At 63.0% G+C, this 11,688-nt stretch carries 8 protein-coding genes; all 8 read left to right on the top strand.

Annotation, left to right across the window (positions count from 1 at the left end; all coding sequences use genetic code 11):
* The first annotated feature begins 10 nt into the window (after nt 1-10).
* The 8 genes from C2L65_RS00515 to C2L65_RS00480 all read left to right on the top strand — a co-directional run bounded on the left by C2L65_RS00515 (nt 11) and on the right by C2L65_RS00480 (nt 11,684).
* Nucleotides 11-997, top strand: a complete 987-nt coding sequence (locus C2L65_RS00515) for an ABC transporter permease (RefSeq protein WP_042313023.1) — start codon at nt 11-13, stop codon at nt 995-997.
* A 973-nt stretch (nt 998-1,970) separates the two neighbouring features.
* Nucleotides 1,971-2,612: a LysE family translocator gene (locus C2L65_RS00510; protein ID WP_007582138.1), complete on the top strand. Its 642-nt coding sequence runs from the start codon at nt 1,971-1,973 to the stop codon at nt 2,610-2,612.
* A 510-nt stretch (nt 2,613-3,122) separates the two neighbouring features.
* On the top strand, nt 3,123-3,893 hold the full coding sequence (locus C2L65_RS00505) for a ferredoxin--NADP reductase (RefSeq protein ID WP_007582137.1): 771 nt from the start codon (nt 3,123-3,125) through the stop codon (nt 3,891-3,893).
* Between the two features lie 514 nt (nt 3,894-4,407).
* On the top strand, nt 4,408-5,307 hold the full coding sequence (locus C2L65_RS00500; RefSeq protein WP_042312955.1) for a sensor histidine kinase: 900 nt from the start codon (nt 4,408-4,410) through the stop codon (nt 5,305-5,307).
* Between the two features lie 52 nt (nt 5,308-5,359).
* Nucleotides 5,360-6,016: a response regulator transcription factor RqpR gene (gene rqpR, locus C2L65_RS00495; protein WP_007582134.1), complete on the top strand. Its 657-nt coding sequence runs from the start codon at nt 5,360-5,362 to the stop codon at nt 6,014-6,016.
* A 139-nt stretch (nt 6,017-6,155) separates the two neighbouring features.
* Nucleotides 6,156-7,553: a branched-chain amino acid transporter BcaP gene (bcaP, locus tag C2L65_RS00490; protein WP_042312952.1), complete on the top strand. Its 1,398-nt coding sequence runs from the start codon at nt 6,156-6,158 to the stop codon at nt 7,551-7,553.
* Between the two features lie 1,232 nt (nt 7,554-8,785).
* Nucleotides 8,786-9,286 carry a (2Fe-2S)-binding protein gene (locus C2L65_RS00485; protein ID WP_042312950.1) on the top strand — a complete coding sequence of 167 codons (501 nt, stop codon included), beginning with the start codon at nt 8,786-8,788 and terminating at the stop codon, nt 9,284-9,286.
* Between the two features lie 10 nt (nt 9,287-9,296).
* Nucleotides 9,297-11,684: a xanthine dehydrogenase family protein molybdopterin-binding subunit gene (locus tag C2L65_RS00480; protein WP_042312947.1), complete on the top strand. Its 2,388-nt coding sequence runs from the start codon at nt 9,297-9,299 to the stop codon at nt 11,682-11,684.
* Nucleotides 11,685-11,688: the final 4 nt, after the last annotated feature.

The following is an 11,688-nucleotide window of genomic DNA, read 5'->3' as shown; positions in this document are numbered from 1 at the left end:
AGACGATCCGATGAAAAAGAACCTGCCCATCCTGATCGCGCTCGGCGCGCTGATCGTGCTCGGCCTCGTGCGCTACGAGCATTTCGCGTCCGAGTACAACATCACGTCCTTCTGGCGCTACAACTCGATGTTCGCGCTGATCTCCGTCGGCATGGCGTTCGTGATCATCACGGGCGGCATCGACCTGTCGGTCGGGACGGTCGCGGCGATGTCGAGTGTCGTGGCGGCGCTTGCCAGCCCGTACGGCGGCTGGGTCGCGGTGCTCGCGGGCGCGGGCGCGGGCCTGCTGGTCGGCGTGCTCAACGGTCTCATCATCACGCGGCTGAAAATCCTGCCGTTCATCACCACACTCGCGACGAGCCTCGGCGCGCACGGCCTCGGGCTGCTGCTCGGCAAGAACGACGCGGTGTCGATTTCGTCCGATACGAACTTCGCGAACTTCGGTCAGGGCGATCTGTTTGGCCTGCCGATTCCCGGCCTCATCGCGCTCGTCGCTGCCGTCGCGGGCTGGCTCGCGCTGCGCAGCACGCGCTTCGGCCGGCATTCGCTGGCGATCGGCGGCAGCGAGGAAGCGGCGCGTTTGATGGGGCTGAACGTGAACCGCACGCTGGTCGCCGTGTATGCCGTGAGCGGACTGCTGGCCGGGCTGGCGGGCGTGATCCTCGCCGCGCAATTCGGCGCGGGGCAGCCGAATGAAGGCGTCGGCTGGGAGTTGTTCGCGATTTCGGCCGTGGTGCTCGGCGGCACGCTGCTGACGGGCGGCGAAGGCTCGATCGCGATGACGATCGCGGGCGTGCTGCTGCTCGGGCTCGTGTTCAATCTGCTGAACTTCGAAAACGGGCTTGGGTTCATCAGTCTGTCGGCGTACTGGCAGTCGGTGATACGCGGCGTGTTCCTGCTGCTCGTGATCGTGCTGCAGGCGCGCGTGCTCAAACAGCGCGCACATAAGGCCACGACGCCGGACGTGGGTGCGGGTGCGGGGCAATCTGCGGGGTGAGGTTTTTGCTTTCGCTGGCATCCGCGATGCGTTAGGTCGCTTGGCGCGTCGCCCGTGTGCGGGGCGGGACCGGCTTTGGGTTGTCTGCGACGCTGGGTGGTTTGCTTGTTTTGATGTTGGCATCCGCGTTTCGTTAGCTCGCTTCAAGCGTCGCCCCTGTGCGGGGCGGCACCTACTTTTCTTTGCCGCCGCAAAGAAAAGTAGGCAAAAGAAAGCGGCTCACACCGCCAACTCTTCTTCCTGCCTGAGGGCCCCCACAGGTTCTTACGCTTCACACGGCAACCTGCTTGTTCCGCGTTGGTTGCCAGCGCTCTTGATGTGCGCCTCACCCGCTTCACGCACCAGCACTACATCGCGCCGCGTCAGATAGTCCACCGCCGCCCAGGTGGCAAACTGTGTGTCGGCTGGCGGTGCTCCACACGCATCACTCCAGACCGATAGCGGGCGCGCACCACCTTGTAAGAGCGCTAACGCATACGACGCGACAACCTACACACAGTTTGCCACCTGGGCGGCATATACAGTTCGCCGCCGCTTGCCTGAGTACGGGAATTCGAACCGGGTGAGGCGTTGATTCGAAGCGTTGGCAACGCTCGCGAACACGGGCGTTGCTGTGTGAAGCGTGGGGACGTTGGGGGCCCGTGGATAGGAAGATGGGCTGGCGGTGTTAGCCGCTTTCTTTTGCCTACTTTTCTTTGCGGCGGCAAAGAAAAGTAGGTGCCGCCCCGCACAGGGGCGACGCTTGAAGCGAGCTAACGCATCGCGGATGCCAGCGAAAACACACACCAACCCACACCACGTGCGCAGCAAACACCATCCTCCGGATGCCACAACAAAGACGAGCACGGGGGCGACGCAGGGTGTGTCGCGCAGTCGCCTGACTGTCGCTCGAACCGGCGCGAGCCGGAGTAAGATCGCGATTCCGCCCTCTTCCCGCTCAACGCACCGCCGCCCAGCGCGGCAAATCGTCGCCATGCATCATTACCTGCCGATCCTGCTGCAAATCGCCCTCGTCTATCTGATCGCGCTTGTCAGTCCCGGTCCCAACTTCTTCATGATCACGCAACTGTCGCTGGCCGGACGGCGCGGGCTGGGCGCGGCATCGGCGCTGGGCGTCGGCACAGGGTCGACAATCTGGGCCTCGCTCGCGATGCTCGGTTTCGCGACCGTGCTGCAACGGATCGACTGGCTGTACAACGGCATTCGAATCGCGGGCGCGATCTATCTGGTGTGGTTCGGCATCAAGCTCGTGCGTTCGAGCACGAAACGCGGCGAGGCCATCGTCGTGAACGTCGAAACGCCGCCCGCCAATGATCGCGGCGCGCATTTCCGCGCCTGGCGCACGGGCATGCTCACGTGTCTGACGAATCCGAAATCCTGCGCGTTCTGGACCAGTATCTTCGCGACGCTGTTTCCGGCGCACCCGCCGCTGTGGTTCTACGGCGTGGCGCTCGCGATGATCGGGATGATGTCGGTGGGCTGGTACGGCAGCGTCGCGCTGATGTTCGCGACGGAACGCACGCAACGCGGCTATCGACGCCTGCGCCGCCCAATCGACGGCGTGTGCGGCGCGCTGCTCGTCGGCCTGGGCGCGAAACTCGCCGCCGAAAGCTGAGCGCGGGCGCGCTCTCCAGCTGGACTTTTCCAGCTTCGCGAGAAGGGTCAATGCTGCAGCGCGCGATAAGTTTCCGGTATTATCCCGAAATAGCGCCTACCAGCGCCTGTTTTCGTTGAACGGCTGCCATCACCCGATGATTGACGGGCGAAAGCCGGTCAAGCGGCAACGGCCCGACGCCCGTCGCGAACGGGCAAGACCCGAAGGGCGACACCCGTAGGGTGGACCGGGCACAGACCCAGCGCCGCACACCCCAGCAGTACACCCATGCCGCACCGCAGTTAGCCGTTCCGGCGAAACCGGACGACAGCCGCGCCGGCGCTTGATAACCAGCTTGACAGACCACATTCACCGCCCAACCCGCTGCGGCAATGCCCGGCGCGGAACGCGGTAAAATAGCGGATTGCGCATCATTCCCGGGTCGCTTCCGGCGCGGGACGGTGCATTGCCTTTGCCGTGCCGGCCCCGCTTTTATGTGGCCGACCTTGATTTCGCACCATCGAAGAAGCCATGAGCAACCTGAATCCACAAACCGTCCTGAGCGTCCACCACTGGACCGATACGCTTTTCAGCTTCACCTGCACGCGCGATGCGTCGTTCCGCTTCGAAAATGGCCAGTTCACGATGGTCGGCCTCGAAGTCGACGGCAAGCCGCTGATCCGTGCGTACAGCATGGCTAGCGCGAACTACGAAGAGAACCTCGAATTCCTGAGCATCAAGGTGCAGGACGGCCCGCTGACATCGCGCCTCCAGCATCTGAAGGTGGGCGACCAGGTCCTGATCGGCAAGAAGCCGACGGGCACGCTGATGGCCGACAACCTGCTGCCCGGCAAGACGCTGTGGCTGCTGTCCACTGGCACGGGTCTCGCGCCCTTCATGTCGATCATCAAGGACCCGGACGTCTATGACCGCTACGAGCGCGTCGTGCTGACGCACACGTGCCGTTTCGTCGATGAACTGGCATACAAGGAATACATCACGGACCACCTGCCGGCGCACGAGCACATCGGCGAGCTGATCCAGGAAAAGCTGGTGTATTACCCGACCGTCACGCGCGAGCAGTTCGCGAATCGCGGCCGTATCACGGACCTGATCGAAACGAAGAAGCTCTTCGACGATCTCGACCTGCCGCACTTCTCGCTCGAAAACGACCGCGTGATGCTCTGCGGCAGCCCGCACATGCTGCGCGACACGCGTGAACTGCTCGACAGCCTGGGCTTCCAGGAAGGCAGCAACAACAATCCTGGCCACTACGTCGTCGAAAAGGCGTTCGTCGGCTAAGACTGCGCCGCACGAACGCTGGCGCGGCGTCCACGACGCGCGCGCGAGCCGCAACACCCGAAACCGGAGCCTTCGCGCTCCGGTTTTTCTTTTGGCGCGCCGGGCTACGTGGAACGGTTGGCGGATCACGACTAGACGTGCCCATCTCAAGTCAGATACCAGGTTACAAATTCAATGGCTATTAAATAACCTTGCATGTAGGAATTTGTCCGACATAAGCTGTAGCGTTTACCTCGACTATTGCGTGAACTTTGCGCTGCAAGCCAAGATGGACGGGTATTTTTTCTTTTTTTAAGATATGATCCCAGCGCAGCAGCATTTGACAGACTTTTAACAAAACTGTCGTCTATTTGTTACAGAATGTAAATTTCGTTACGTCTCGACGTAGCGTTTTTCCGTCGAGATAGTTCCTGCGACGGACATATCTGGGAGTCAGGGTTCGCATGCGTTCTACCGTCTACATGCTGCCGATGCGTCGCTATGGCGCCGGCCGATCCGTTTCGTGAGCGGGACCATGGATTCGTCGATCGTGGTGCCGATGCATATGCACGGAGCGGCTGGCCGCGCGAGCGATGCCACGCGCGCATCCAGTGCGTCTGCCCGCCGCCGTTCCAGCAAAGCCGCGATGGCAAACCACGCCAAAGCGGACGTCACTGCGGACGCCGCCGCGCGAACGGCATCCAGCGACGAACTCGCGCGTCTGCAGGCGCGGGTACGCGAGCTGGCATCCGAGCTGACGCGCACGCAGGAAGCCACGCGCCGCCATGTCGCGCAGGAACTGCACGACAGCCTCGGCGCCGAACTGACGGCCACGCGCTTCGCGCTCGCTGGCGTCGAAACCTGGCTGCCCGCCGACGCCCCGCCCCAATGCACCGCCGCCCTCGCCACCGCGCAGCGTTCGCTCGACGCCGTCACTGAAGCTGCGCAACAGGCCGTCGGCGATCTGCACTCGCCGACGCTCGACAAGGGCATCGTCTGCGCGCTGTCGCACTGGACCAACAGCTTCGCCGCGCGCACCGGCCTGCGCATGAGCTTCGTGTGCGCCGCCGACGCTCGCCTCACGCGCCTGTCCGCCGATGCATCGCTCGCTGTGTTCCGCGTCGCCCAGGAAGCGCTCAACAACGTCGCCAAGCACGCGCATGCATCGGGCGCCGACATGCGTATCGAAACCACTGCGCAGCATCTGAGCATCGTCGTCAGCGACGACGGCGTCGGCATTCCCGCGCACGCGGGACAGGACGAGCGCCAGTTCGGGCTGGCAGGCATGCGCGCGCGCTGCAACGCATTCGACGGCGAATTGCGCGTCGCTGCGTCCGCCGGTCAGGCGCGCGGCACGACCGTGCATGCGCGCTTCGAGTGGAAAGCCTTGTTGGGCAATGCGCCGCGCGCGCGACGCACCGCGATCCGCTTGTGAACCGCTCGTGGCCCGCTTGTAACCTGCTGTTTGTGAACACTGACTTCCCGTTATGAGCCTGCGCATTCTGATTGCCGAGGACCACGCCATCGTTCGACAAGGCGTACGGCAGCTGCTGATCGACCGCGGCGTCGCCGACGACGTCGCCGAGGCGCAGACGGGTACCGAGGTGCTCATGGAAGCGTCGAAGCACGTGTACGACGTGATCCTGCTCGACATCTCGCTGCCGGACATGAACGGCGTCGAGGTGCTCAAGCGCCTGAAGCGCAAGCTGCCGCGCGTTCCCGTGCTGATGTTTTCGATGTATCGCGAGGACCAGTACGCGGTGCGCGCTCTGAAGGCGGGGGCGGCCGGTTATCTGTCGAAAACCGTCGACGCCACGCAGATGATCGCCGCGATCCAGCAGGTCGCGGCGGGCCGCAAGTACGTGAGCCCGGCGATGGCGGAAGCGCTCGCCGACTACGTTTCGTTTGACGGCGAGCAGTTGCCGCACGAGAAGCTCTCCGACCGCGAGTACCAGACGCTGTGCATGCTCGCGTCGGGCAAGCGGCTGACGGATATCGCGAACGCGCTGTCGCTGTCGGTGAAGACGGTGAGTGTCTACCGCACGCGGTTGCTGGAGAAAATGAAGCTGCGCAACAACGCCGAGCTGACCTTCTACGTGATGAGCAACCGCCTCGTCGACCTGAATCCGGTGATGGCGGCCTGAGGCTCGAGGCCGCCCGCCGCGCTCGCGGCGCACTCCATTTGTGCGCCATGAAGGGCTATCCGGCCCGATTCCGCTAAAATTGCGGGTTTTCCCGACATTGGGCGCGCCCACACGCGTGCTTCACAGGAGACCCCGCCAAATGTCCCTCTTTCGCAAAAAGAACGTCGAGCACATGATCGCCGGCGCGCAGGCTGCAGGCCTGAAGAAAGCGCTCGGCGCGCTCGATCTCACCTTTCTCGGCGTCGGCGCCATCATCGGCACCGGCATCTTCGTGCTGACGGGCACGGGCGCGGTGCAAGCCGGCCCGGCGCTGATGCTGGCGTTCCTGATCGCCGCCGTCGCGTGCGGCTTCGCGGCGCTCGCGTACGCGGAATTCGCCTCGACGATTCCCGTCGCCGGTTCGATCTACACGTATTCGTACGCGACGCTCGGCGAACTGGCCGCGTGGATCATCGGCTGGGATTTGATGCTCGAGTATGGGCTTGCCACTTCGGCGGTGTCGGTTGGCTGGTCGGGGTATCTGCAGTCGCTGCTGTCGGGCTTCGGCGTGTCGCTGCCCGTTGCACTGACGGCCGCGCCCGGCGCGCTGCCCGGCCACGAGACGCTGTTCAACTTGCCCGCGTTTCTCGTGATGATGGCGATTACGACGCTGCTGTCTGTCGGCGTGCGGGAATCGACGCGCGTGAACAATCTGATGGTTGCGATCAAGGTGACCGTGGTGTTGCTGGTGATTGCCGTCGGTGTGTTTCATGTGAAGCCGGAGAACTGGCATCCGTTCATGCCGAACGGCATCGGTGGCGTGTTCGGCGCGGCGGCTGTGATGTTCTTTGCGTTTATCGGGTTCGATTCGGTGTCGTCGGCGGCCGAAGAAGTGAAGGATCCGAAGCGCGACCTGCCGATCGGGATCATTGCGTCGCTCGGCGTTTGCGCGGTGCTATATGTCGCTGTGGCCGCTGTCGTGACGGGGATCGTGCCGTCGGCGCAGTTCGCGAATATTTCGCATCCGGTTTCGTATGCGTTGCAGGTTGCTGGGCAGAACTGGGTTGCCGGTTTTATCGATCTCGGTGCGGTGCTTGGGATGCTGACCGTGATTCTTGTGATGGCCTACGGCCAGACTCGGGTGATCTTTGCGATGTCACGGGATGGGTTGTTGCCTGCGGCGCTGTCTAAGGTGCATCCGCGGTTTGCTACGCCTTTTGCTACCACTTGGCTCGTTGGGATTGTCTTTGGGCTGATTGGCGCCCTCGTGCCTTTGAATGTGCTCGCTGAGCTGATCAATATCGGAACGTTGGCGGCGTTTTCGATGGTGTCCATCGCTGTGCTCGTGCTGCGGCGCACGCATCCTGATTTGCCCAGGGCTTTTCGCTGCCCGGGCGTGCCGGTTGTGCCTGTGCTTGCTGTTGCTTCCTGCCTGTTTTTGATGCTGAATCTCAGCAAGGTTACGTGGATTGCCTTTGTGATTTGGCTTCTGGTTGGGATGGTTGTTTATTTTGGGTACTCGCGGAGGCATTCCAAACTCGCGCACGGCGGGCGATAAGGTTTTTTCGTTGCGCGGCTGAGTTCTGTTTGATTCGCCACGCAGTTCGCTGGCATCCGCGATTTGACTTCGCGGCGCGACTGGTGTGGTTTGCTTGTGTGTTCGCTGGCATCCGCGTATTGCCTTCGTGCTTCATGCGTCGCCCCTGTGCGGGGCGGCACCTACTTTTCTTTGCCGCCGCAAAGAAAAGTAGGCAAAAGAAAGCGGCTCACACCGCCAACTCTTCTTCCTGCCTGAGGGCCCCCAAAGGTTCTTACGCTTCACACGGCAATCACGTGACCCACGTTCGTTGCCAACGTTCTTGCGGTGCGCCTGACCCGCTTCACTTACCCGCGCTGCAGCATGCCGTGCCAGATATCCCACGGCCGCCCAGGTGGCAAACTGTGTGTAGGCCCAAGTGCTCCACACGCCTCACTTCGGACCGCTACGCACGCGTTCCACCCTGTAAGAGCGCTAACGTGTACGCAGCGACAACCTACACACAGTTTGCCACCTGAGCGGCAGCAACCGTTCGCTGGCGCGAGCCCGTGTACGGGTATTTGAAGTGGGTGAGGCGTTTAAACGATGCGTTGGCAACGAACCTGTGCGGGCGCGCGGCCGTGCGAAGCGTGGGGACGTTGGGGGCCCGTGGGTAAACGTCAAGTGCTGGCGGTGTGAGCCGCTTTCTTTTGCCTACTTTTCTTTGCGGCGGCAAAGAAAAGTAGGTGCCGCCCCGCACAGGGGCGACACGTGAAGCGAGCTAACGCATCGCGGATGCCAACATCAAAACAAGCAAACCACCCAGCGTCGCAGACAACCCAAAGCGGGTGCCGCCCCGCACAGGGGCAACGCGTGAAGCGAGCTAACGCATCGCGAATGCCAACATCAAAACAAGCAAACCACCCAGCGTCGCAGACAACCCAAAGCGGGTGCCGCCCCGCTCAGGGGCAACGCATGAAGCGAGCTAACGCATCGCGGATGCCAGCGCAAAACACATGCAAGCCAGACAGCTTGCGCAGCAAAAAACGAAAACCAAAACCAAACCAAAAACCGCCGGAGGCACAGACCCCCAATAGCCGCCTCCCGTTTTTTGTGTTTTACTTTTCGTCACAAACAACAAAAACAAAGCAAAAAAAGCACCCCAACCGTACCGGACCCTCCCAGCAGGCAGGCGGTAGCAAGTGAACAACGGGCCCGAGCCGGTCTCACCCCACCCGGGGCTCAATACAAGAGCGTCCCCTAGGAGACAGTTCATGGCGATCAGCATCAGTCTGACGGTGAACGGTTCACCCGTTACCGCGAACGTCGAGCCGCACACCCTGCTTGTCCAGTTTCTACGAGAACAATTGCGGCTGACAGGAACGCACGTCGGCTGCGATACCGCGCAATGCGGCGCGTGTACGGTTCATCTGAACGGCCGCGCGATCAAATCCTGCAACATGCTTGCCGTGCAGGCAGAAGGCCAGGAAATCACCACGATCGAAGGGCTGTCGAAAAACGGCGAACTGCACCCGATGCAAGCCGCTTTCCGCGAGTGCCACGGCCTGCAGTGCGGCTTCTGCACGCCAGGCATGGTGATGAGCGCAACCGCGCTGGTCGCGACTAATCCGAACCTCACGGAAGACGAAGTGCGCCGTCAGCTCGACGGCAACCTGTGCCGCTGTACGGGCTACCACAACATCGTCAAGGCCGTCGTTCAGGGCGCTGCCGGCATGCAAGCCGACGCGTCTTCGAAAGCCGCCACGACCGTCTGAGGAGCCCGCCATGAACGCACCCGATTCGCACCGCATGGTGGGCACGCCCGTCCGGCGCAAGGAAGACTATCGCTTCCTCACCGGCAACGGCCAGTACACCGACGACATCGTCCTACCCGGTCAGACCTACGCCGTGTTCCTGCGCTCGCCCCACGCGCACGCGCGCATCACACGTATCGACACCGCCGCCGCGAAGCAGTCGCCCGGCGTCGTCGCGATTTTTACCGGCGCGGATCTCGCCGCTGAAAACGTCGGCGGGCTGCCGTGCGGCTGGCTGATCCACAGCATCGACGGCAAACCGATGCACGAGCCGCCGCATCCCGTGATTGCGCATACGAAAGTGCGCCACGTCGGCGACCAGGTCGCAATCGTGATCGCCGATTCGGTGAAAGCCGCAAAAGATGCCGCCGAACTGATCGAAGTCGATTACGCCGAACTGCCCGCCGTGATCGACACCACGCACGCGTCCGATGCCGGCCAGCCCGCCGTCCACGACGAAGTGCCCGACAACACCTGCTACACATGGGGCCACGGCGACAAGGCGGCCACGGATGCCGCGTTCGCCAAGGCGCATCACGTGACGACGCTCGATATCGTCAATAACCGTCTCATCCCGAACGCGATCGAGCCGCGCGCCGTCAACGCCAGCTACGCGCCGCAGGACGACAGCTACACCGTGTATGTGGCCAATCAAAATCCGCACGTCGAACGGCTGTTGATGGCGGCGTTCGTGCTGTCGCTGCCGGAATCGAAAGTGCGCGTGATCGCGCCGGATGTCGGCGGCGGCTTCGGCTCGAAGATTTTCCTGTACGCGGAAGACGTCGCGCTGACGTGGGCGTCGAAGAAAATCCGGCGTCCGGTGAAGTGGACGGCCGAACGTTCCGAAGCGTTTCTATCGGACGCCCACGGACGCGATCACGTGACGAAAGCCGAACTGGCGATGGACGCGGACGGCACGTTCCTCGCGATGCGCGTACACACGATCGCGAACATGGGCGCGTATCTGTCGACCTTCGCCTCCAGCGTGCCGACCATCCTCTACGCGACGCTGCTCGCGGGCCAGTACGCGACGCCCGCGATCTACGCCGAAGTGAAAGCGGTCTTCACGAACACGGTGCCCGTCGATGCGTATCGCGGCGCAGGCCGTCCGGAAGCGACGTACGTAGTCGAGCGCCTCGTCGAAACGGCGGCGCGCGACATGAACATGGACCCGGCCGAAATCCGCCGCCGCAACTTCATCCGCTCGTTCCCGTATGCGACGCCCGTCGGCCTCACATACGACACGGGCGATTACGAACCGTGTCTGGACCGCGCGATGGAACTCGCGGACGTCAAAGGCTTCGCAGCGCGCAGACAGGAATCGGAGAAGAACGGCAAGCGTCGCGGACTCGGCTACTCGTGCTACATCGAAGCTTGCGGTCTCGCGCCGTCGAACATCGCGGGCGCGCTCGGTGCGCGCGCGGGCCTGTTCGAAGCGGGCGAAGTGCGCGTGCATCCGACGGGCTCGGTCACCGTCTTCACCGGCTCGCACAGTCACGGCCAGGGCCACGAAACGACGTTCGCGCAAGTCGTGTCCGACCGGCTCGGCGTGCCGATCGACAACATCGATATCGTCCACGGCGACACCGGGCGCATTCCGTTCGGCATGGGCACGTATGGCTCGCGTTCGATTGCAGTCGGCGGCTCGGCAATCATGAAGGCGCTCGACAAGATCGAATCGAAAGCGAAGAAGATCGCGGCGCATCTGCTCGAAGCATCGGCGGATGACATCGAGTTCAAGGACGGGACGTTCCGCGTCGCCGGCACCGACCGCACGAAGACCTTCGCCGACGTGTCGCTCGCCGCCTACGTGCCGCACAACTATCCGCTCGACAAGCTCGAGCCAGGCCTCGACGAAAGCGCGTTCTACGATCCGACCAACTTCACCTATCCGGCGGGCGCGTATATCTGCGAAGTCGAAGTGGACGTCGATACGGGTGAGACGCGCATCGAGCGCTTCACGGCCGTCGACGACTTCGGCAACGTGATCAATCCGATGATCGTCGAAGGGCAGGTACACGGCGGTCTTGGCCAGGGCATCGGCCAGGCGATGCTGGAACGCTGCGTGTACGACAAGGACACCGGCCAGTTGCTGTCCGGTTCGTACATGGACTACGCGATGCCGCACGCGTCCGATCTGCCGTCGTTCACCGTCGAAACCGCAAAAGGCACGCCGTGTACGCACAATCCGCTCGGCGTGAAGGGTTGCGGCGAAGCGGGCGCGATCGGTTCGCCGCCTGCCGTGATCAACGCGATCATCGACGCGCTCGCGCCGCTCGGCGTCACGGACCTGCAGATGCCGGCCACGCCGCATCGCGTGTGGTCCGCGATCCACGCTGCACAAAACTCACGTCCCTGAGCGG

This window comes from Paraburkholderia terrae, from assembly GCF_002902925.1.
Lineage (GTDB): Bacteria > Pseudomonadota > Gammaproteobacteria > Burkholderiales > Burkholderiaceae > Paraburkholderia > Paraburkholderia terrae.
The sequence above is the reverse complement of the archived record's forward strand: the minus strand, read 5'-3'. Positions and strand labels throughout refer to the sequence as shown.

Coding starts and splice junctions, on each gene's coding strand:
- C2L65_RS00515 (WP_042313023.1), top strand. CDS start 11: ATGAAAAAGAACCTGCCCATCCTGATCGCGCTCGGCGCGCTGATCGTG.
- C2L65_RS00510 (WP_007582138.1), top strand. CDS start 1,971: ATGCATCATTACCTGCCGATCCTGCTGCAAATCGCCCTCGTCTATCTG.
- C2L65_RS00505 (WP_007582137.1), top strand. CDS start 3,123: ATGAGCAACCTGAATCCACAAACCGTCCTGAGCGTCCACCACTGGACC.
- C2L65_RS00500 (WP_042312955.1), top strand. CDS start 4,408: ATGGATTCGTCGATCGTGGTGCCGATGCATATGCACGGAGCGGCTGGC.
- rqpR (WP_007582134.1), top strand. CDS start 5,360: ATGAGCCTGCGCATTCTGATTGCCGAGGACCACGCCATCGTTCGACAA.
- bcaP (WP_042312952.1), top strand. CDS start 6,156: ATGTCCCTCTTTCGCAAAAAGAACGTCGAGCACATGATCGCCGGCGCG.
- C2L65_RS00485 (WP_042312950.1), top strand. CDS start 8,786: ATGGCGATCAGCATCAGTCTGACGGTGAACGGTTCACCCGTTACCGCG.
- C2L65_RS00480 (WP_042312947.1), top strand. CDS start 9,297: ATGAACGCACCCGATTCGCACCGCATGGTGGGCACGCCCGTCCGGCGC.